Origin of the sequence: Candidatus Pelagibacter communis (assembly GCF_001180225.1) — a bacterium.
GTDB lineage: Bacteria > Pseudomonadota > Alphaproteobacteria > Pelagibacterales > Pelagibacteraceae > Pelagibacter > Pelagibacter ubique_D.
Map to the genome: position 1 here is coordinate 92,429 of NZ_CVST01000058.1, position 21,700 is coordinate 114,128.

At 28.3% G+C, this 21,700-nt stretch carries 18 protein-coding genes and 3 tRNA genes; 15 read left to right on the forward strand and 6 right to left on the reverse strand.

What is annotated here, in order from left to right; translation table 11 throughout:
* Positions 1–19 precede the first annotated feature (19 nt).
* The 10 genes from AMN99_RS04810 to AMN99_RS04855 all read left to right on the forward strand — a co-directional run bounded on the left by AMN99_RS04810 (position 20) and on the right by AMN99_RS04855 (position 11,144).
* The gene (locus AMN99_RS04810) at positions 20–1,801 is read left to right on the forward strand and encodes a sensor histidine kinase NtrY-like (RefSeq protein ID WP_075506686.1); all 1,782 of its coding nucleotides are present in this window, start codon (positions 20–22) and stop codon (positions 1,799–1,801) included.
* 1 nt (position 1,802) lies between these two features.
* Positions 1,803–3,158, forward strand: coding sequence for a sigma-54-dependent transcriptional regulator (locus AMN99_RS04815; RefSeq protein ID WP_075506687.1), 1,356 nt, complete (start codon positions 1,803–1,805; stop codon positions 3,156–3,158).
* Positions 3,159–4,550 carry a Trk system potassium transporter TrkA gene (gene trkA, locus AMN99_RS04820; protein ID WP_075506688.1) on the forward strand — a complete coding sequence of 464 codons (1,392 nt, stop codon included), beginning with the start codon at positions 3,159–3,161 and terminating at the stop codon, positions 4,548–4,550.
* Positions 4,551–4,554: 4 nt separating this feature from the next.
* On the forward strand, positions 4,555–5,958 hold the full coding sequence (locus tag AMN99_RS04825) for a TrkH family potassium uptake protein (RefSeq protein ID WP_075506689.1): 1,404 nt from the start codon (positions 4,555–4,557) through the stop codon (positions 5,956–5,958).
* Positions 5,959–5,987: 29 nt separating this feature from the next.
* A tRNA-Arg gene (locus AMN99_RS04830) sits at positions 5,988–6,064 on the forward strand.
* A 125-nt stretch (positions 6,065–6,189) separates the two neighbouring features.
* On the forward strand, positions 6,190–7,230 hold the full coding sequence (locus tag AMN99_RS04835) for an amino acid ABC transporter substrate-binding protein (protein ID WP_075506690.1): 1,041 nt from the start codon (positions 6,190–6,192) through the stop codon (positions 7,228–7,230).
* A 63-nt stretch (positions 7,231–7,293) separates the two neighbouring features.
* Positions 7,294–8,445 carry an amino acid ABC transporter permease gene (locus tag AMN99_RS04840; RefSeq protein WP_075506691.1) on the forward strand — a complete coding sequence of 384 codons (1,152 nt, stop codon included), beginning with the start codon at positions 7,294–7,296 and terminating at the stop codon, positions 8,443–8,445.
* Complete coding sequence (locus tag AMN99_RS04845) at positions 8,446–9,888, forward strand: amino acid ABC transporter permease (protein ID WP_075506692.1); 1,443 nt, start codon at positions 8,446–8,448, stop codon at positions 9,886–9,888.
* Positions 9,889–9,890: 2 nt separating this feature from the next.
* A complete protein-coding gene (locus AMN99_RS04850; protein WP_075506693.1) occupies positions 9,891–10,625 on the forward strand; it encodes an amino acid ABC transporter ATP-binding protein in 735 nt (244 codons plus the stop codon).
* 147 nt (positions 10,626–10,772) lie between these two features.
* Positions 10,773–11,144, forward strand: a complete 372-nt coding sequence (locus AMN99_RS04855) for a helix-turn-helix domain-containing protein (protein WP_075506694.1) — start codon at positions 10,773–10,775, stop codon at positions 11,142–11,144.
* Positions 11,145–11,210: 66 nt separating this feature from the next.
* Here AMN99_RS04855 and AMN99_RS04860 read toward each other — a convergent pair.
* A tRNA-Asn gene (locus AMN99_RS04860) sits at positions 11,211–11,286 on the reverse strand.
* Positions 11,287–11,336: 50 nt separating this feature from the next.
* Positions 11,337–11,410 (reverse strand) — tRNA-Cys (locus tag AMN99_RS04865).
* A 122-nt stretch (positions 11,411–11,532) separates the two neighbouring features.
* Here AMN99_RS04865 and AMN99_RS04870 point away from each other — a divergent pair.
* Genes AMN99_RS04870 through AMN99_RS04880 form a run of 3 tightly spaced genes read left to right on the forward strand, consistent with a single transcriptional unit; the run spans position 11,533 to position 17,089 of the window.
* Entirely contained in the window at positions 11,533–14,160 is a 2,628-nt protein-coding gene (locus AMN99_RS04870; protein ID WP_075506695.1) for a valine--tRNA ligase, read from the forward strand.
* Positions 14,160–15,878: a dihydroxy-acid dehydratase gene (gene ilvD, locus AMN99_RS04875; RefSeq protein ID WP_075506696.1), complete on the forward strand. Its 1,719-nt coding sequence runs from the start codon at positions 14,160–14,162 to the stop codon at positions 15,876–15,878. The genes AMN99_RS04870 and ilvD overlap by 1 nt, the downstream gene beginning before the upstream one ends.
* The gene (locus tag AMN99_RS04880) at positions 15,878–17,089 is read left to right on the forward strand and encodes a sugar phosphate nucleotidyltransferase (RefSeq protein WP_075506697.1); all 1,212 of its coding nucleotides are present in this window, start codon (positions 15,878–15,880) and stop codon (positions 17,087–17,089) included. Before ilvD ends, AMN99_RS04880 begins: the two co-directional genes overlap by 1 nt.
* A 166-nt stretch (positions 17,090–17,255) precedes the next feature.
* Here AMN99_RS04880 and AMN99_RS04885 read toward each other — a convergent pair whose 3' ends face one another.
* Positions 17,256–17,465: a hypothetical protein gene (locus tag AMN99_RS04885; RefSeq protein ID WP_075506698.1), complete on the reverse strand. Its 210-nt coding sequence runs from the start codon at positions 17,463–17,465 to the stop codon at positions 17,256–17,258.
* 68 nt (positions 17,466–17,533) lie between these two features.
* Entirely contained in the window at positions 17,534–18,424 is an 891-nt protein-coding gene (locus AMN99_RS04890) for a diacylglycerol/lipid kinase family protein (RefSeq protein WP_075506699.1), read from the reverse strand.
* 108 nt (positions 18,425–18,532) lie between these two features.
* Between AMN99_RS04890 and AMN99_RS04895 the strand changes: the two genes are divergently transcribed.
* The gene (locus AMN99_RS04895; protein WP_256998118.1) at positions 18,533–19,357 is read left to right on the forward strand and encodes a UDP-2,3-diacylglucosamine diphosphatase; all 825 of its coding nucleotides are present in this window, start codon (positions 18,533–18,535) and stop codon (positions 19,355–19,357) included.
* Positions 19,357–20,361 (forward strand): glycosyltransferase family 4 protein, encoded by a 1,005-nt coding sequence (locus AMN99_RS04900; protein ID WP_075506700.1) that lies wholly within the window; start codon positions 19,357–19,359, stop codon positions 20,359–20,361. Before AMN99_RS04895 ends, AMN99_RS04900 begins: the two co-directional genes overlap by 1 nt.
* Here the strand turns inward: AMN99_RS04900 and AMN99_RS04905 are convergent.
* Complete coding sequence (locus AMN99_RS04905; protein ID WP_075506701.1) at positions 20,354–21,085, reverse strand: 1-acyl-sn-glycerol-3-phosphate acyltransferase; 732 nt, start codon at positions 21,083–21,085, stop codon at positions 20,354–20,356. The genes AMN99_RS04900 and AMN99_RS04905 overlap by 8 nt on opposite strands.
* Before the next feature lie 4 nt (positions 21,086–21,089).
* A partial coding sequence (locus AMN99_RS04910; RefSeq protein ID WP_075506702.1) for a GNAT family N-acetyltransferase occupies positions 21,090–21,700 on the reverse strand: 611 nt, incomplete at its 5' end.

Genomic DNA, 21,700 nt, shown 5'->3' on the forward strand with positions numbered 1-21,700 from the left:
TATAAAAATTTATACCCAAATGTCAGATTTTATTAAAAAAAATATTTATTTGATAATATTATTTATTATCACATTATCGATAGGTTTTTTAACGTTTTTAACTTTTATAGATAAAGGTTTTATTCAACTAACAGATAAAAATTTACAATATCTGCTGATACTAAATATTTTTTTACTAGCTGCTCTTTTTGTTTTTATTTTTTTTGAAATTAGAAGGGCAATAAGAACAGATGTTGATAAAGATGGTTTAAAATCTAATAAAAAATACATCACTGTTTTTGCTCTTTTCACTTTAATACCTTCAGTTTTAATTTCTATTTTTTCATTATTTTTATTTTCTTTTGCCTTAGAAAAATATTTTGACAAAAAGGTTACCACAGTTGTTAATAATTCTTATGAACTTGCTAGAAACTATGTTGAAGAAATTAGAAACAAAATTCAATCCGATATTGTCCTAATTGCTTTTGATACCAATAAAAGTAAAAATTTTCTAAATGATAATCCTAATGAATACAAAAGATTCTTAGATACGCAGAAATTAATCAGAGGTGTTGATGAAATACATATTATAAATGTTGATAAAGAACTACTGTTTACATCTCTTAAAGATAATCAGCCATATACACCACCTGTTGATAGAGCATTAGCATTAGTGCTTGATGATGATAGACCATTGAAAATAATTAATGCTCCTGAAAATATGTCAGCAGCAATAATGAGATTACAAAATTTTGATAATAGATTTTTGTATGTTGTAAAATATCTTGATAAAGATATTTCAAGATACTTAAACGAGTCACAAGAAGCCATTAATTTTTATTACACAGTTGAAGAAAAGAGTACAGGCATTAAAATTTCTTTTGCAATTATTTATGTTATTGTTGTTAGTGTATTGTTGTTTGTATCTATATCTATAGCTATACGATTTTCTTCTAGATTTTTTAGATCTATTAATAATTTAATTAATGCTTCTGTCTCAATTGGAGAAGGAAAATTTGATACAAAAGTTCCAGAAGTAAAAACTGACAAAGATTTAGAAATATTAAACAAAAATTTTAACTTAATGATCGATAGACTTAGAAATCAACAAGAAAAATTAATTATTAATGAAAGACATGAAGCATGGAGTAACTTAGCAAGAAAATTAGCACACGAAATTAAGAACCCATTAACTCCAATTCAGTTGACAATAGACAGAATGAAATCAAAATATTCTAATCAAGTCAATGAAGACGATAAAAAAAATTTTGATGAAAATCTAAAGATAATAAATAATCAAATTAAACAAATAGGAAATTTAGTTAATGAGTTTTCTGATTTTGCCCGAATGCCAAAACCTATTTTAAAAGAAAATAATTTAATTCAAATTATTCAAGAGAATATCAAATTATTAAATGAACTGGATAATTCGATTAATATTTCTATCAACAGCAATAAAAAAGAAATTTTTTTAAATAGTGATAAAGAACAACTTGCAAGAGTTTTCTTTAACTTAATTAAAAATTCTATCGAAAGTATCCAACAAAGAGCAGAAAATGACAGTAATTTAGAGAAAAAAATCACGATTGAAGTTAATGAAGAAAATAACCATATAACAATTAATTTAATTGATAATGGTATCGGTTTTGGAATATTTGCAGCAAATATTAAAGATATTTTAAATCCATACTTTACTACTAAAAAAAATGGAACTGGATTGGGTCTTTCAATAGTAAGTAAAATTATAAACGACCATAATGGAAAAATTGAATTTATACCTTTAGACGAGGGTGCAAAAATTAAAATAGATTTTATTAAATAGAATGAGTTCTGAAATTTTAATTGTAGATGATAACGCCGATATAAGGAATATCATTAATGAGTTAATTTTGGATGCTGGTTATAAAACAAGACTTGCTGCTAATTACAATCAAGCATTATCCGAAATAGATAAAAAACTTCCAGATGTTGCGATACTTGATGTTAAATTGGATAAAGGTGATAATGATGGAATAGAATTGTTGTCACATATTAAATCAAAAGATAAAGATGTGCCTGTTATTATAATTTCAGGTCACGCTAACATTGAAATGGCAGTAAAATCCCTTCATGAAGGTGCTTTTGAATTTATTGAAAAACCTTTTGATCAAGAGAGATTACTTAATTTTGTTAGAAGAGCAGTTGAGAACTACAATCTTAAAAAACAAAATAAAGAATATGAAACAAAGTTGTTTTCATCATATGAATTAATTGGAAATAGTAAAAATATTTTAAATATCAATGATCAAATTAACAAAATTTCTATTACAGAAAGTAGAGTATTTATTAATGGTCCTTCAGGATCTGGAAAAGAATTAATTGCAAGAAAAATTCATAAATTATCAAAAAGAAATAAAAATCCTTTTGTAGTTTTGAATGGAGCTTTATTAGATTCAAATAAATATGAACTTGAATTATTTGGAGAAGAAAAAGACAACGGCTCTATATCTTATGGAGCGTTAGAAAAAGCCAATAAAGGTACTTTATTGATAGATCAAGTTTCAGAAATACCTTTGGATATACAGTCAAAAATTTTGAGAGTTTTAACAGATCAAAAGTTTAAAAGAGTTAATGGTTCAAATGATGTCACTGTAAATGTTAGACTAATATGCTCCTCTAGTAAGGATTTGAAGAAAGAAATTGAAATAGGAAATTTTAGAGAAGATTTATTTCATAGACTTAATGTTTTTGAAATAAATGTTGAACCATTGAGTCAACGTATTTCAGATATTCCACTTTTGATTAAATATTTTTCAAAAAAAATATCTGAAAATTACAATATTAAAGAATTAGAAATAGATGAAGACAATACTTATATCCTAAATCATGATTGGCACGGTAATGTAAGAGAATTAAGAAATTTAATTGAACGAATTGCAATTTTACAACCTGATACAAAGGAAAAAATTTCAAATATAATAAAAGAATCTTTAAAAAATATTAATTTCAATGAACAATTAGCTGAAAATAGCCTATCTGTGCCATTAAAAGAGGCTAGAGAAAAATTTGAAAAGGAGTATTTAACTATTCAATTGAAAAAATTTAATGGAAATATTTCAAAAACAGCTAATTTTGTTGGAATGGAAAGAAGTGCCTTACATAGAAAGTTAAAAGGCTTAGGAATTAAAGAATTTAATTAAATGAACATAATCATTTGTGGTGCAGGTAGAGTAGGCTTTACTATTGCTAAACAGCTTAGTGAACAAGGTCACTCTATTACTGTAATAGATCCTTCTAGCGAAGATATTCAAAAGATTGACGATGCACTTGATGTAAAAGCTATTGTTGGAAAAGGCAGCTATCCATCAATACTTGAAAAAGCAAATGCTCAAGAAGCAGACATGATTATTGCTGTAACTCGAAACGACGAAATTAATATGGTCATATGCCAAATTGCATTTTCTATTTTTAAAATACCAAAAAAGATTGCAAGAATAAGATCTCAGGATTATTTAAATCCCAAGTTTACAACAGTTTATAATAAAGAAAACTTACCAATAGATGTTATTATTTCACCTGAAATTGAAATTGCAAAATCTATTCAAAGAAAATTAGAAGCTCCTGGTGCTTTGGACAGTGTACCTTTTGCAGAAAATAAAATCAGATTACTAGAAATATTGATTAATGAAAATTGTAATTTGATCAATATTAAATTAAGCGATCTCACAAAAAAATACCCCAATCTCAAAGCAAATGTAATAGGTGTAATACGAGAGGATAAGTTTTTTATTCCAAAAAAAACTGATGAAATAAAGATAAATGATAAAATTTATGTAATTATAAACTCAACCCAAATGTCTGAAACATTAGAAGCATTTGGTCATACCGAAAAAGTGTCTAAAAAAATTCTTATAGTTGGTGGAGGTAATATTGGTTTTAATTTAGCTAAAAATATTGAAGAAAATTTAGATGCTGCAAGAGTAAAAATTATTGAAAAAAATAAAGATAGGGCTGAATTTCTTGCAAGTGAACTAAATAATACAATAGTAATAAATGGTGATGCTCTAGATGAAGAAGTTTTGTCAGAAGCAAATTTAGAAGAAGCAGAGACTGTTTTAGCTCTCACAAACGACGATGAAGATAATTTAATGGTGAGTGTTTTAGTTGAAAAATTCGCAAAAGATGAAAAAGAAATTGATGATAAACGAACAATGGCCTTAATTAATAAACCAAACTATTCATTATTACAGAATTCACTTAAAATTGATGATTTGATTGATCCTAGAATGAATACTGTATCAAGTATTTTAAAACATATTCACAAAGGTACTATTGAAACAGCTTATACAATAATGAATGGCGAATATGAGGTAATAGAAGCTGAGATTATTGAAACATCTGAATTAATCAATAAAGAATTAAAAAATTCAAATCTTCCTGAAGAAATTAGAATAGGTGCTGTACTTAGAGATGATAAAGTAATTATACCTAGATCAGACTTAGTATTTCAAAAAGATGATAAAGTTGTTTTTTTAGCCAAAAAAGACTCAATCTCTGTTGTTGAAAATATTTTTAGAATTAGCTCAATTTAATTAAATGCCAAAACTTCGGATAAAATATTTAAGTTTTTTCTTTCTATTGATTTCAGTTTTTTCATTTTTAAATATTATTTACTCTTATTATTTCAATTTATACTTAAACTTAAATACATATTACTTTAGCTTCGTAATTTCTGCTTTAGTTGGTTTTTTGTCTTACAAAATTGATAACTCAGAAAAAAAACCTACAATATTTGAAAAAATACTAACTGTGCTTTTGGGATATTTTATTATGCCATTGGTATTATCTATTCCATTTTATTTTAGTATTTACAACTTAACTTTTTTAAATGCTTTATTTGAAGCAGTTTCTGGTTTTACTTCAACTGGTTTTACAATCTTTGAAAACATAAAACATATTGATCAAGGATTAATAATTTGGAGATCATCAATTCAATGGGTAGGTGGATTATACTTTTTATTTTCTATAATTTTTTTGATTGATATTTATGATGAAAATTTAAAAAAATCTCTCACAAATTTTTTATCATTTAATACAACTGAAATTTTAAAACAGACAATTAAAATATTTATTTTATATTTAAGCTTAACTTTAGTTATTTTTATAATTCTTAATATATTTGGAATAAGATCGTTTAATTCATTAAATCTAGCAATGACTATAATTTCGTCAGGTGGGTTCTTACCTGTGAATGATCTTTCAAATATACTTATCCAAAATTCACAGATAATAATTTTTTCCTTATTAATGCTAGTTTCTTTTTTTAGTATTTTCTTTGTATATAATTTAATATTTTTAAGAAAAAATATCAATTTTTTCCATGAGGATATTCATTTATTTTTATACTTTGTAATAACAGTTGGAATATTTTTTATTTTTTTTAGTTACGATAATACTTTTTCAAATAGTTTTTTATCTTTAGTAAGTAGTATTTCCAACATTGGAATTTCATTAAATCTGGAACAAACTAATCTTCAATTTTTGTATTTGCTTTTGGTTATAATTGGAGGTTCATTTATTTCAACAAGCTCGGGGTTAAGATTTTTGAAAATTTACTCATTAACAAAATATTCATTAAATCAAATACTTTCATTTAGTAGACCAAAAAACGTATTTATGAATAAGCTAGTATTTTCTAAAATTAATTTTGCAACCCAAGATATAAATAAATATTTTCTTACAATTGTTATTTTTATAATTTCACTTTTTTCGTTAACAATTTTTTTATCTTTGAGTGATATAAATTTTGAATATTCATTTAAACTGGCAGTATTGACATTAATGAATACAGTAAATTCCTCAGCATATGGAATAAGTGATTTTGATTTTCAAAATTTGCATTTTATTACTAAATATATTCTTATTTTCTTTATGATTATTGGTCGAATTGAATTGTTATCTTTATTATTGATAGCTAAAAAATTTCTGTTTAAATATTAAATTTGTAATATATATGTAACTCAAATATTGCGCCCTTAGCTCAGCTGGATAGAGCATCGGTTTTCTAAACCGAGGGTCGTAGGTTCGAATCCTTCAGGGCGCGCCATTCCTTTGTCTTTTGACCATAATTTCCTCTTGAAGTAGTTTTTCTAAAATGGTTTAATCCAGCGAATTCAAAACTAAGTTTTGAATTATTTGTTAACAAATAAAAATAACTAAAAAGGAAGAATAATGTTTAAATACTTAAAACAATTAACTTCTTTAGTAGCAATGGTTGCTGTGTTGTTTACTTTTACAACAGAAACTATGGCTGCTAAAAAATCAAAAACACTTAAAAACACTCAAAAGAAGGGTTTTGTAAGATGTGGAGTATCTCAAGGTCTTCCAGGATTTTCTAATGCTGATGCTGCAGGAAATTGGACTGGTATCGATGTTGATGTATGTAGAGCGGTAGCTGCTGCAGTACTAGGTGATGCAAACAAAGTTAAGTTTACACCATTAAGTGCTAAAGAAAGATTTACAGCTTTAACTTCTGGTGAGATTGATATCTTATCAAGAAACACAACTTGGACTCTTTCTAGAGATGCTGATATCGGACTTACTTTCGTTGGAGTAAACTTCTACGATGGTCAAGGTTTCATGGTTAGAAAAAGTTCTGGAATTACTTCAACAAGCCAATTCAAAGATGGTATCTCAGCTTGTACAAACATTGGTACAACAACTGAGTTGAACATGAGAGACTTCTTTAACTCTAAAGGAATTTCTTATGAACCAGTTGCTTTCGAAAAAGCTGACGAAGTTGTAGCTGCTTATGATGCTGGTAGATGTGATACTTACACTACTGATAAATCAGGTCTTGCTGCACAAAGAACTAAAATGACTAACCCAGATGATCACATTGTATTACCTGAAACTGTTTCTAAAGAGCCTTTAGGACCAGTTGTTAGACAAGGTGACTCAGTATGGGAAGATATCGTTAGATGGTCTTTAAATGCTATGATCGAAGCTGAGGAGTATGGAATTACTTCAGCTAATGCAGATTCTATGAAAACTTCAGACAATCCAGCTGTTAAAAGATTAGTTGGTGCTGAAGGTGAATTAGGTGCTGCTTTTGGTCTAGATAATGAGTGGAGCTTAAGAATTATCAAGCAAGTTGGTAACTATGGTGAAAGCTACAAAAGAAATATAGCTGACACTGGAATTTTACCAGACAGAGGTCCAAATGAATTATGGACTAAAGGTGGAATTCTTTACGTACCACCTGCAAGATAATTGCATATTTAACTAATTAAAAAGGGCTAGATTTTTCTAGCCCTTTTTTTTATAAGCTCTTAAATGAACTTCAAATTACAAAAAATAGTTCCCCAGTTAGTTACGGTTTTAGCAGTCATACTAGTTTTTGGTTTCTTTAGTTATAACGCCCAAGTCAATATGGAAAATAGAGGTATTGATTTTGGATATGGTTTTTTATCTCAAGAATCATCATTTGATGTTCAATTTTCTTTAATTGAATATGACGGATCACATTCTTATTTTAGAGCTTACTTAGTTGGATTATTAAATACTATTTTAGTTTCTGTTATTGGAATAATATTTGCAACTATTCTTGGAGTTATAGTTGGTGTTGCAAGACTTTCACCAAACTATCTTATTAATAAATTTGCAGCATTCTATGTGGAATTTTTCAGAAATATTCCATTACTTTTACAAATATTTTTTTGGTATTTTGCTGCTTTAAGAGCATTGCCATTACCTCAAGATGCTGATGCAATGTTTGGTGTCTTCTTTTTAACAATCAAAGGCTTTTATGTTCCAGCTTTTGTTTGGGAAAACTTTAATGTTTTCTTTTATTCAATAGTTGCAGCAATAATTGCTATTGTAGTTATAAGAATTCATGCAAGAAAAGTTCAAGAAAACGAAGGTAAACAGTTACCAGTTTTATGGATATCTATAGGATTAATTTTTATATTACCTTTATTAAGTTTTGTTATTGGCGGGGTAAGTCTCTCGTTTGAAATTCCAAAATTAAAACAACTTGCAACTACATCATTTATTTACGAAGGTGGTGTAAGTTTACCTCCTGAATTAATAGCATTAACTTTATCTTTAGCATTATATACAGCAACTTTTATTGCAGAGTGTGTTAGAGCTGGAATTCAAGGAGTTGGAAAGGGCCAAAAAGAGGCTGCTGCATCGATTGGTTTAAATCCAAATCAAGTTTTAAAATTAGTAGTAATGCCTCAAGCTTTAAGAATTATAATACCACCAACTACAAACCAATATTTAAATTTAACTAAAAATTCATCATTAGCTGCCGCAATTGCTTATCCAGATTTAGTTTTAGTATTTGCAGGTACTGCATTAATGCAAACAGGAAAGGCAATTGAGATCGTTTCTATTACTATGCTTACTTACTTAAGTTTAAGTATCTCAATTTCTATACTAATGAATTGGTACAATAAAAGAATTGCTATTAAGGAAAAATAAATGTCAAAAATAAACTTTTTAAGACCTGATAAAAATAATTTGAATACGTTTTTGTATTTAGGTTCTTTGTTATTTTTTATTAGTGTTTTAGATGTATTTTTGAATTCATTTTTTAATGTTAACATAACAGGATTCCTACCAACGTTGTTAAGTTTTGTTGTTCCTTTAGTGATTGGATTTATAGGTCTTCACTTTATTAGAATTGAGCATAGTGGTTACAAATTTTTAGATAGTCTAAACAAAAATATCAATACCAATGGTTTTAATGCTGTTCTTTCATTATTAATTATTTTTGTAATAATCAAAGCAACGCCACCAATTCTAAGTTGGTTTTTTGTTGATGCTAGTTTTGCAGGAGATAGTAAAGATGTTTGTTCAGGAACAGGTGCATGTTGGACATATATCAAAGTTTGGTTCAATAGATTTATGTATGGAATGTATCCAAATTCTGAGCAGTGGAGAATAAATTTATCTTTTATTTCTTTAGCATTACTTGGTTCTGTTGGTTATTTTGCAACAGAGAAATTTAAAAAGTATTTAACTTTATACTATGTAGTTATTTATCCTTTTATTGCATTTTTGTTTATATTCTTTTTTATATCTGGTGGACCTGTATTTTTCGATTTTTCTTACGGAATAATTGCTGCAGTTATTTCAGTCATTCTTGGATTTTTTATTCCAAGTAGATTTAAGTTTTACTATTTTTTAATTGTTCCATTAACTATTTATATAGCTCTGAAATACTTTGTTTTTTATGAAGAGTTAATTGAACTAGGTAAACTTGACGGGTTAAATTGGGTTGAAACAGGAGCGTGGGGTGGATTGTCTCTAACATTTATTATCTCGTTCTTCTGCTTAATCTTCTGTTTTCCTATAGGAATGGCTTTTGCTTTGGGAAGAAGATCAGATTTACCTTTGATTAGATATATATCTGTAGGATTTATTGAGTTTTGGAGAGGTGTGCCTCTAATTACAGTTCTTTTTATGTCTGCTGTAATGTTTCCAATGTTTTTACCGGAAGACTTTTTCATAGATAAATTAGTTAGAGCCATTATTGCAATTTCATTATTTGAAGCTGCATATGTTGCGGAAGTAATAAGAGGGGGCTTACAAGCTTTACCAAGGGGCCAATACGAGGCAGCAAAATCATTAGGTATGGGATATTGGAAGATGCATATATTTGTAATTTTACCTCAAGCACTTAAATTAGTAATTCCAGGTATTGCTAATACTTTTTTAGCATTAGTAAAAGATACACCTTTAATATTTGTTGTTGGTTTATTAGAGATCGTTGGAATGTTAAATTTAGCAAAAACTAATCCAGAATGGTTAGGATTTGCAATGGAAGGCTATGTATTTGCAGCAATAATTTTCTGGATTATTTGTTATGCAATGAGTAAGTATAGCTATAATCTAGAACAAAAATATAAAACAGAGCGATAATTATGTCTGAAAGTATTATTCAAATTAAAAATGTTAATAAGTGGTTTGGAGATTTCCAAGTATTAAAAGACATAAATTTAGAAGTTAAACCAAAAGAAAAAATTGTAGTTTGTGGACCATCTGGTTCTGGTAAATCAACCTTAATTAGATGCATAAACAGATTAGAAGAGCATCAGCAAGGAGATATTATTGTTGATGGTAATACATTAACTGAAGATACAAAAAATATTGAACAAATTAGAGCTGAAGTTGGAATGGTATTCCAGCAATTTAACTTATTCCCACATTTATCTATTGTAGATAACTGCACACTTGCTCCAATTTGGGTAAAAAAAATGCCTAAAAAAGAAGCTGAAGAATTAGCACTAAAACATTTAGAAAGAGTTCAAATTCTTGACCAAGCTCAAAAATTTCCAGGTCAATTATCTGGTGGACAGCAACAAAGGGTCGCAATCGCTAGAGCACTATGCATGGAGCCAAAAATTATGTTATTTGACGAACCAACATCAGCCCTTGACCCTGAAATGATTAAGGAAGTTCTTGATGTGATGGTTGATTTAGCTAATCAAGGTATGACAATGATCGTGGTTACTCACGAGATGGGATTTGCCAAAGAAGTTGCAGATAAAATGATCTTTATGGACGAAGGTATGATAGTAGAAAAAGCTGACACAAAAGAGTTTTTTGCTAATCCAAAGAGTGATCGTACTAAGCTTTTCTTAAGTCAAATTTTGTAAAGTTTTTTATATACTTCAATCTCAACAATTACTTGACAGGTTTTTAGTTTTTAAGGTTTTTCTATTAAAATAAATAAATTTTTCTATTGCAGTAGTTGAAATAAATTTGTTCAATAGACTTTTAAAATTTAATTAAGAGGGGTCTTAATGGAAGATAATTTCAACAAACACTTAGGGAACAAACTTAAGTTAAGAAGATTGGCTTTAGGTTTAACCCAAACAAAAGTAGCAAAAGCAATTAACGTAACATTTCAACAAATTCAAAAATATGAAAAAGGAACCAATGGAGTAAGTTCAATTAGGTTACTTCAACTTTCAAATTATTTAAAAGTACCAATAAATTATTTCTTCGAAGATTTTTCAGAATATTTAGTTAATTTAGAAAAATCACAAGAAGGACATATGAATGTTAATTATAATTTTTTAGCAAAAGTTTATTCAGAACTTAATGCTGATCAAAAATTAAAATTTAACAAAACATTACAAATTTTAGGATCAAATATTTCTAAAGCAGTTTAGTCATAACCAATTAGGACCCCTTTGGTTAATTACTTATTCTTAATATTTTTAGATTAATCTTTTTTTTGGCTCCTCGGGCAGGACTCGAACCTGCGACCAATTGATTAACAGTCAACTGCTCTACCAACTGAGCTACCGAGGAATGTAAAAATCACAACTTACTTTTTTTTAAAACTAAAACAAGATTTTTTTTGGAGGCAACGCCCGGAATCGAACCGGGATACAAGGATTTGCAATCCTCTGCGTAACCATTCCGCCACGTTGCCATCTTGTTTTAGACGAATAGCTTCAGGCCTTTTTATATTAAATTTTTTATATTAGTCTATTAAATAACGATCCAAATTGATTATTGTTAAATAAGATTATTAAATTATAAACTTTAAAATCAATGAGTAACGATAAATATATCCATTCTGAAGTTGAAAATAAGATTTATTCATATTGGGAAAAAAACGAATTATTTAAACCAAAAGAAAATTCTAAAAAATTTTCAATAGTAATTCCTCCACCCAATGTAACTGGAAGTCTTCATATGGGTCATGCATTAAATAATTCTATTCAGGATTTATTAATTCGTTATCACCGGATGAATAATTATGAAACTTTATGGCAACCAGGAACTGACCATGCTGGTATTGCAACACAAGCTTTAGTAGAGAAAAAACTAACCTCAGAAAAGATAGATAAGAATGAGATTGGTAGAGATAAATTTATTGAAAAGGTTTGGGAGTGGAAAGAGCAATATGGCGACATAATAATCAATCAATTAAAAAAACTTGGTTGTTCTTGTGATTGGTCAAGAAATGCATTCACAATGGATGATAATTTATCCAAATCAGTCATCAAAGTTTTTGTAGAACTTTATAATAAAGGTTTAATTTACAAAGATAAGAAGTTAGTAAACTGGGATACTGTTCTTAAGACAGCTATTTCAGATTTAGAGGTAGATCAAAGAGAAGTAAATTCAAAAATTTACTATATTAAATATCCTATAGATGGAACTAGTGAATTTATAACTATAGCAACCACAAGACCTGAAACAATGCTAGGTGACACTGCTATAGCTGTAAATCCTAAAGACGATCGGTTTAAATCTTTCGTTGGTAAAACAGTAACAATTCCAATTGTTGGTAGAAAAATAAAAATTATAGAAGATGATTATGCTGATCCTGAACAGGGTACAGGTGCATTAAAAATAACCCCTGCACATGACTTTAATGATTATGATGTCGGTCAAAGAAACAATCTTGAAATTATAAATATTTTTACTGAAGAAGGTAAGATAAATGAAAATGCTCCTAAGCATTACGTAGGTCTTGATAGATTTGAAGCTAGAAAAAGAATTTTAAAGGAACTTAAAGAAAAAGAATTTTTTGTGAAAGAAGAAAATATTAAAAATAAAGTTCCATATGGTGATAGATCTAATTCTATAATTGAACCTTTTCTTACAGAACAATGGTTTGCTGATGCTAGTAAACTGTCTGTTAAAGCTAAAGAAGTTGTTAATTCAAAAAAAACAAATTTCTTTCCTGAAAATTGGTCTAAGACATATTTTCAATGGATGAACAATATTGAACCTTGGTGTATTTCCAGGCAATTGTGGTGGGGGCATCAAATACCTGCATGGTACGGACCAGATAATAAAATTTTTGTTGCTATAAATGAACAAGAAGCAAAATCTCAAGCAAAAGAATTTTATAAAAAAGAAGTAGAACTAAATAGAGATCCTGATGTTTTGGATACTTGGTTTTCATCTGGTTTATGGCCTTTTGCTACTTTGGGGTGGCCAGAAGAAGATGATTATTTAAAGAAATTTTATCCAACTTCAGTATTGGTAACTGGTTTTGATATTATCTTTTTCTGGGTTGCAAGAATGATTATGTTTGGAACAGAATTTTTAGATAAAGAACCGTTTAAAGATATATATGTTCATGCACTTGTAAGAGATGAAAAAGGACAGAAAATGTCTAAATCAAAAGGAAACGTAATTGACCCTCTAGATTTAATTGAAAAATATAGTGCTGATGCGTTGAGATTTACTTTACTATCAATGGCTTCACCTGGGACAGATGTAAAATTATCGGAAGATAGAGTTAAAGGTTATAGAAATTTTCTAAATAAATTGTGGAATGCTAACAACTTTTTAATAACAAATGAATGCGATTTTAAAGATATTGATGATCTGCCTAATTTAAACGTAAATATTAATAAATGGATATATTCAGAGTTAATAGAAGCAAAGAATAAAATTCAAAAAAATCTTGAAGATTATAGATTTGATGAAGCTGCAAAAAATGCATATCAGTTTGCTTGGCATTCATATTGTGATTGGTATCTAGAGTTATCTAAAACTATTCTTTTTTCAGATGATAATGATGCAAAAGCAGAAGTTAAAAAAGTATCATCTTATGTATTTAAACAAATATTAATCTTACTTCATCCATTTATTCCGTTTGTAACCGAGGAAATATGGCTTAAAGACCAATTTGATAAAAATAGTACTGATTATTTGATGCATAAAAATTGGGTAACAGGAGAAGTTAATAAAGATAATAGTACTGAGCAGGTAGAAAATATCATTAATATAATTTCAGAACTTAGATCCTTTAAAAATGAGCTAAATGTTAGCCCAGGATCATTTATTGACGTTTCAGTTAAAGGTATAAATGATAATCAAAAAGAATTTATCAAGAAAAATGAAGTTATCTTAAAAAAACTTGGAAGAATAAACAACATACTTGATAGTGATTTAGAAAAACCTGCTGCAACAATGGTTGTTTCAGGTGACTTATTCAAAATTTATTTTGATAAAGATGTAGATTTAAAATTAATCAAAGAAAACTTAACAAATAAACAAAGTAAATTAGAACAAGAAATGAATAAAATTTCTCAAAGATTAGAGAATAAAAGTTTTGTAGATCGTGCTCCAAAAGAGATTGTTGAACAAGAAAAAACTAATTATAATAATTTAAAGAATGATATTGAAAAAATATCAGTAACAATAAAGGGTATATAATGGTAAAATTTAATAAAAAGAAACTTCCAAGTAGACATACATCATTAGGACCAGATAGAGCACCGCATAGATCTTTTTACTATGCAATGGGTGAAACTGAAAAAGATGTAGCAAAACCCTTTGTTGGAGTAGTTTCAACTTGGAATGAAGCAGCACCTTGCAACATTGCTTTAATGAGACAAGCACAATCAGTTAAAAAAGGTGTTAGAGCTAATGGTGGAACACCAAGAGAGTTTTGTACAATTACAGTTACTGATGGAATTGCAATGGGACACGAAGGGATGAAATCTTCATTAATATCAAGAGAGGTTATTGCAGACTCGGCTGAACTTACTGTTAGAGGACATTGTTATGATGCATTAGTTGGTATTGCTGGTTGTGATAAATCTTTACCTGGTTTAATGATGTCAATGGTTAGACTTAATGTACCAAGTGTATTTATTTATGGAGGATCCATTCTTCCAGGTACTTACAAAGGAAAAGATGTAACTGTGGTAGATGTATTTGAAGCAGTTGGAAAACATTCATCTGGTCAAATGTCAGCAGCTGAACTTAGAAAATTAGAATTAGTTGCTTGTCCAAGTGCTGGTGCTTGTGGTGGTCAGTTTACTGCTAACACAATGGCATGTGTTTCAGAAGCAATTGGTTTAGCATTACCTTATTCAGCAGGAACACCTGCTCCTTATGAAGAAAGAGATAAGTATGCAAAAGAAAGTGGTAAAATGGTTATGAACCTTTTACAGAAAAAAATTAAACCAAGAGATATTGTAACAAGAAAAGCTTTAGAAAATGCTGCAACAGTTGTTGCTGCAACAGGGGGATCAACTAATGCTGGTCTTCATTTACCAGCTATTGCTAATGAAGCAGGTATTAAATTTGATTTAATGGATGTTGCAAAAATATTTAAAAGAACACCTTATCTTGCTGATTTAAAACCAGGTGGAAAATATGTTGCAAAAGATATGTGGTTAGCAGGTGGTGTTCCAATGTTATTAAAAACTTTATATGAAGGTGGATACATTCATGGAGACTGTATGACTGTTACAGGTAAAACCATGAAAGATAATTTAAAAAATGTTAAGTTTAATCCTAAACAAAAAGTAATGAGATCTTACAAAGATCCATTATCACCAACAGGTGGTGTTGTTGGGTTAAAAGGAAACTTAGCTCCAGAAGGAGCAATAGTTAAAGTTGCAGGACTTAAAAAATTACAATTTACTGGAAAAGCAAGATGCTTTGATAATGAAGAAAGCGCTATGAAAGCTGTTCAAAGTAGAAAGTATAATGATGGTGATGTAATTATTATACGATACGAAGGACCAGTTGGAGGTCCAGGTATGAGAGAAATGTTATCTACAACTGGGGCAATTTACGGCCAGGGAAAAGGGGAGAAAGTAGCCCTTATAACTGATGGAAGGTTCTCTGGTGCTACAAGAGGTTTTTGTGTGGGTCACGTAGGCCCTGAGGCCGCTCTAGGGGGTCCTATAGGTCTATTAAAGAATGGAGACATCATTGATATTGATGCCAAAAAAGGAACTATCAATGTAAGACTTTCTAAAAAGGAATTAGCTTCAAGAAGAAGAAAATGGAAAGCTAAAAAATCTGACTTTGGATCTGGTACTTTATGGAAATATGCTCAAACAGTTGGACCAGCATATTTAGGTGCTCCTACTCATCCAGGTAAGAAAAAGGAAGTTAAAGATTACTCCGAGATTTAATGAAAATAAGACCAGTTATTTTATGTGGTGGTGCTGGTACCCGTCTTTGGCCTAATTCCAAAAATCATCAAGCTAAACAGTTTATTGATTTTGGAAATTGGACTTTACTTGGAAAAACCTTAGAGAGAACAAAAGCATCCATTTACGATACACCTATTATAAGTACAAACAAAAAATATCTAAGTAAAGTTAAACAACATTTAAGAAAAAATAAAATCAATAAATATAAAATTGTTGTAGAGCCAGCAAAAAGAAACACAGCTCCAGCTATCTTAAGCACAGCTTTAATAAAAGATATTCCTGATAATCAGCCACTAATGTTTTTCACAGCTGATCATTTGATTGAGAAGATGAATATATTTAATAAGGCCATCAATAAAAATAAGTCCAATCTTAATGAAAATAATATTTTTGTATTTGGCATCAAACCAAAATCCCCGACAAGTGATTACGGTTATTTCTTAACTAAAAAAATTAAAGGTAACATTAATAAAGTAACTAGATTTATTGAAAAACCTAAAGAAGCAAAAGCAAAAGAAATCATTCGAAAAAATGGATATTGGAACTCAGGAATGTTTTATCTTAGAAAAGATTCAATCATTAATAACTTTAAAAAATACAGTCCAACTATATATAGAAATTGTGTAACGTCGGTTAATAAGGCAAAATATAAATCAAATACTTATCATTTAAATAAATCTTCATTTATAAAAGCAACTGCTAAATCTTTTGATTATGCAATCCTTGAAAAAACCAAAGAAATTAATGCAATCAAATTAGATATACCTTGGTCAGATCTTGGAAGTTGGAAAGAGATTTTAAAAATGTATGAAAAAAATAAAAACAATTACATTAAGAAGAAAAATGTTTATTACAGACCATGGGGTAGATACACAAACCTATTCGAAGGCAAAGAATTTTTAATTAAAGAACTTTATGTAAAACCAAAAGGCATTTTAAGTTTGCAAAAACATCATCACCGTGCTGAACATTGGTTGGTTACTCAAGGAAATGCTAAAATAACTCTAAACAAAGAGACAATTATTAAAAAACCTGGTGAGCATATATTTATACCACTAGAAGCTATTCATAGAGTTCAAAACCCTGGACAAAAACCAGTTAAAATTATGGAAGCTCAAGTTGGATCAATATTAAAGGAAACTGATATTGTAAGATTTCAAGATTTGTACGGAAGAGTTTCGAAAAAGTAATAATCTTGTAATAATTAGTTTATATTTTTGAAATATTTCAATTCTAAAAGTTTAGAACAAAATTTTAATAAGTTTCTAAATTATTCTTACCTCTTAATTTTAAAATTTTGTGAGTTAATCACTTTCCTCTTCTTAGAATTTAAGAAGAGGAAAGACGAATTGAACTTTAATTATTTACTGATGCTTGATTTTGATTAGTTTTTTTTTTAGCTAGTTTTTTAGCTTTTTTCTCAGCAATTTTTTTCTCTACACTTGCAACTTTTACACTGATCTTATCTAGTTTTTTTTCTTTTAAACTAATTTTATTTTTTAATTTATGAATTGATTTGCTTAATTTTTGTTTTTTCTTTTCAAAGTTTTTTAGTTTTTTTTTCATATCAACTCCTAATTATATTTAAATTGATTAAATTATTGCAAACTTTCAAAATGAAGTAAATAATAATTTCAGGCTGCTTTTAGTAAATTAAATTTTCTTTTAGAAGATTTGATAACTATATCTTTAAGCGAGCCAAAATTATCGCCATCTATTTGTATGGGTATGCTTTTATTAAAAGTTTTAAGTTTAACTTTGTTTGTATTTTTTGTGATTACTGAGGTTGATTTATTAAGATTGCCATTAAAAATAATTAAAAAAATATAGTATAAAAGTTTCATTCTACTTAAATCTTTAAAGATATATGTTGTAAATTTTTCTTCAAAAATATTTGTATCTGTTATTTTATGGTGTCCCGCATAATATCTACTATTCGAACATAATACCCAATCTGCTAACAATTCATCGTTATCAATATTTACTTTAATCTTAGTATTTTTCATAAAAATAAATTTTTCTAATCCTTTAATTCCAAATATTACTTTTCCTAATATTTTTTTAATTTTAGAATTTATAGATTGAACAATTTGAGCATCCCAACCTATGCCAGCCATGAGAATAAAATAATTGTCATTAATTTTAACAAGATTAGTTTTTTCTAAGTTATCCGACGTTAATGTTTGTAAAATTTTGTTTATATTTTTAGACATTCCAAGTTCTGCTTGTAAAATGTTTGCTGTACCAGCTGGTACATATCCAATTGCAAAATTTTCTTTTGGTTGAAAATTATTTTTGATTAGTTGATTGATGGCAAAACACACAGAGCCATCACCTCCAGCAACTACTAATCTATCGTAATCTTGCTTTACGATTTGTTTAAATAAATCTTCAGCTTCTTTTTCAGTAATGGTTTCAAAGAGATCAACATGATGAGATAATTTTAACTTGCTGCAAATTTTTTTTATAAAATTGGATTTTCTTCCTGAAGAAGCTTTTTTATTATAAATAAAGCAAAATTTCATTTTATTTCGTTATTTTTATTTTAATAAATCTTTAACATTACTATGGCACAACAATATCAATGATTCTAGTATTAATTGAGAATAATTATCTTAGATTGGAGCTGCATAGTGAAACCCATTTTACAATATAAAAGTATTTTTATTTCAGATGTTCACCTTGGAACAAAGGGATGCCAAGCGGAGAAATTGTTAGAATTTTTTAAGAATACAAGATCTGAAAAATTGTATTGCGTTGGAGACATTATAGATGTGTGGGCATTACAAAAAAACTTTTATTGGCCGCAAGCACACAACGACGTAATTCAAAAAATATTAAGAAAAGCTCGTCATGGAACAGAGGTGTTTTATGTTATTGGTAATCACGATGAAATATTTAGGAAGTTTATTCCTATGCATTTTGGGCAAATCAAAATGATAAACAGAGTAATTCATCAATCGGTTCAAAATAAAAAATATTTAGTTGTTCACGGCGATGCTTGGGATGGTGTTATGCGATATGCTAAATGGCTATCTAAGTTAGGTTCAGTAGCCTATGAAATGCTATTAAGACTTAACATAGTTATTAATTTCTTTAGAAAGATGAGAGGCAAGACTTATTGGTCCTTGGCTAAGTATTTAAAATATAAAGTTAAAAATGCTGTAAAATATATAGGTGAATATGAAAGAACAATTGCCCAGTACGGTAAGAAAAAGAAATTTGACGGAATAATTTGTGGTCATATTCATCATGCTACAAATGAAGATTTTGATGGAGTAAATTACTTAAATTGTGGTGATTGGGTTGAGTCTTGTACTGCACTTGCTGAAAATTATGATGGTACTTTTGAAATAATTTATTGGGACAAAATTAGAGAAGATTATGTAAATGTAGAAGATGATGAAGTGTTAACATCTAATACAGAAGAAAGTGATCAACTAAAAAAAGCATCTTAATGAAAATTTTAATTGTAACGGATGCTTATTATCCACAAGTTAACGGTGTTGTTAGAACTCTCCATGAAACTGGTGAAATATTAAAATCTCAAGGTCATCAAATTGAATATATAACACCTCAACAGTTCATGACTGTACCAATGCCAAAGTATAATGAAATTAGATTGTCTTTAAATGTTTGGCCAAGAGTAGCAAATTTAATTAAATCAATAAATCCAAATGCAATTCATATTGCAACAGAGGGTCCGTTAGGTTTTATGGCAAGAAGATATTGTATAAAACATAAATTAAAATTCACTACAAGCTTTCACACTAGATTTGATAAGTACATGAAACTTTATATGCCAATCATACCGGCTAAATGGTCGGAAAAATTTTTATGTAATTTTCATAATAAAGCAGAGAGAATTTTAGTAACAACAGAGTCGATGCGAAAAGAATTGATCGATTTAGGAATTGATAATAGCAAGATGGTAACTTGGACAAGAGGAGGTAATCATGGTGCTTTTAAAAATCCACAAAAAAGAGATTTACCTTATAAAAGACCAATTTGGATTTATGTAGGAAGAGTTGCGGTAGAAAAAAATATAAAAGCATTTTTAGATTTAGATTTAGAGGGAACTAAACTTATAATTGGAAAGGGGCCAGATCTTGAAAATTTAAAGAAGAAGTTTCCCAATGATACATTTTTAGGGGAAAGAACTAATGGCGAATTAGCTTCCCACTTTGCATCATCTGATGTTTTTGTATTTCCAAGCAAAACCGATACTTTTGGTATTGTTGTCTTAGAATCTTTGGCATGTGGAACTCCTGTTGCAGCTTATCCTGTACCGGGACCTAAAGACATTTTAGGTGGAACCAAAATTGATACTTTGGACAATGATTTAAAAGCTTCTGCTATGAAAGCTTTAAAAGTTAGTAGAGAAGATTGTTTAGAATTTGCGAAAAAATATAGCTGGGAAGAAACAGCAAAAATATTTTTTGATAATATTTCTCCTAATTAATACTTATTACAATATTTTTTAAATTTTCGGAAATCTCTTCATTAGTTAAATCTTTTGTTCTAAATTCATGAATAGGTTTATTGATTATAACTTTGAAAGTTCCATTTTTTTTGTTTAAGAGTTCACGAATAAATAAAGCTCTTCTTAAATTGTTATTTATAAATCCTGTAAACTGAAAAAACTTACTATTTTTTCCAAAAAATTTTACAGGTATTATTGTTGGATTACTTTTTTTTATAATAGAACCAATTAATGGTTTCCACTTTCTTTCCTTTGGGTTATCAAATATGAATTTAGATGTAGCAACTTCACCTGACGGAAATGTGATTAAACAACCACCGTTCATTATGTGATTTATAGAATTATTTTTGCTATTAATATTGAAGACAACATCTTTTTTATTAGTGCTAAATTTTAAAGGGTATAAATATTCTTTGATATGATCAATTTTTGTTAATTCATTATTTATAAGAATTTTGTAATCTTTCCTAATATTAGAGACTATAGAAGAAAGTATTAAACCGTCTAATATACCAAAAGGATGGTTTGCAACTAAGATAGTTGGTCCCATTGAAGGTATATTTTGAATTCCTTGAGCGTTATATTTAATATTTAAAATTTTAAGAGTTTCGTCCCAAAAATTTTTGTTATTAAAGTTATTATAATTTTCGGAGTATAGATTTTGTATATAAGAATATTTTGTAATTTTTTTTAATATTTCCACAATATTAGTAAGAGAATTTTTCTAAATACTTTGTATCAATCTTATTAAATTCTACAAAAACAAATATATCAATAGTTTTAAATTTAGGATCAATGATTGCACCATTTCCAATTTTAGCATTTAGCTTCAGGTATCCTTTAATTAATGTTGGAAGATTTTTAATTAATTTTAAAGATGGTTTGACTTTTTTATTGTAATCAATATTTATTGACATTTTTGGATTTGCTGTGACCTCAACTTCTTTATTCATTATAAAATTTTGTTGCAAATAGATTAGCTCATCTTCTATTTTTTTATAATCCGTGTGTAAGAAACTAGCTGTACCAAATAAACCCTGTATTTTATTTGATATTACGTATCTATGAATTTCTTTCCACATTGATTGTAGTACATTTTTATTTCTATGATCTTTGTGAATACATGATCTGCTTACTTCCAATAAATTGTTATATTTTGGTGATTTAATTAAATTGTCTAAATTATATTCTTCACTTGTACAAAATCCTACATTCCCACTATTTTCCTGCTTAAGTAACCTGTATGTACCGATAATATTGGTTTTACTAAATTTATTTTTTTTATATGAAACTATTATATGTTCACAATATTTATCAT

What these genes read in the sequence shown, in the direction of transcription:
- AMN99_RS04810 (WP_075506686.1), top strand. Translation starts at nt 20, where the DNA reads ATGTCAGATTTTATTAAAAAAAATATTTATTTGATAATATTATTTATT.
- AMN99_RS04815 (WP_075506687.1), top strand. Translation starts at nt 1,803, where the DNA reads ATGAGTTCTGAAATTTTAATTGTAGATGATAACGCCGATATAAGGAAT.
- trkA (WP_075506688.1), top strand. Translation starts at nt 3,159, where the DNA reads ATGAACATAATCATTTGTGGTGCAGGTAGAGTAGGCTTTACTATTGCT.
- AMN99_RS04825 (WP_075506689.1), top strand. Translation starts at nt 4,555, where the DNA reads ATGCCAAAACTTCGGATAAAATATTTAAGTTTTTTCTTTCTATTGATT.
- AMN99_RS04835 (WP_075506690.1), top strand. Translation starts at nt 6,190, where the DNA reads ATGTTTAAATACTTAAAACAATTAACTTCTTTAGTAGCAATGGTTGCT.
- AMN99_RS04840 (WP_075506691.1), top strand. Translation starts at nt 7,294, where the DNA reads ATGAACTTCAAATTACAAAAAATAGTTCCCCAGTTAGTTACGGTTTTA.
- AMN99_RS04845 (WP_075506692.1), top strand. Translation starts at nt 8,446, where the DNA reads ATGTCAAAAATAAACTTTTTAAGACCTGATAAAAATAATTTGAATACG.
- AMN99_RS04850 (WP_075506693.1), top strand. Translation starts at nt 9,891, where the DNA reads ATGTCTGAAAGTATTATTCAAATTAAAAATGTTAATAAGTGGTTTGGA.
- AMN99_RS04855 (WP_075506694.1), top strand. Translation starts at nt 10,773, where the DNA reads ATGGAAGATAATTTCAACAAACACTTAGGGAACAAACTTAAGTTAAGA.
- AMN99_RS04870 (WP_075506695.1), top strand. Translation starts at nt 11,533, where the DNA reads ATGAGTAACGATAAATATATCCATTCTGAAGTTGAAAATAAGATTTAT.
- ilvD (WP_075506696.1), top strand. Translation starts at nt 14,160, where the DNA reads ATGGTAAAATTTAATAAAAAGAAACTTCCAAGTAGACATACATCATTA.
- AMN99_RS04880 (WP_075506697.1), top strand. Translation starts at nt 15,878, where the DNA reads ATGAAAATAAGACCAGTTATTTTATGTGGTGGTGCTGGTACCCGTCTT.
- AMN99_RS04885 (WP_075506698.1), bottom strand. Translation starts at nt 17,465, where the DNA reads ATGAAAAAAAAACTAAAAAACTTTGAAAAGAAAAAACAAAAATTAAGC.
- AMN99_RS04890 (WP_075506699.1), bottom strand. Translation starts at nt 18,424, where the DNA reads ATGAAATTTTGCTTTATTTATAATAAAAAAGCTTCTTCAGGAAGAAAA.
- AMN99_RS04900 (WP_075506700.1), top strand. Translation starts at nt 19,357, where the DNA reads ATGAAAATTTTAATTGTAACGGATGCTTATTATCCACAAGTTAACGGT.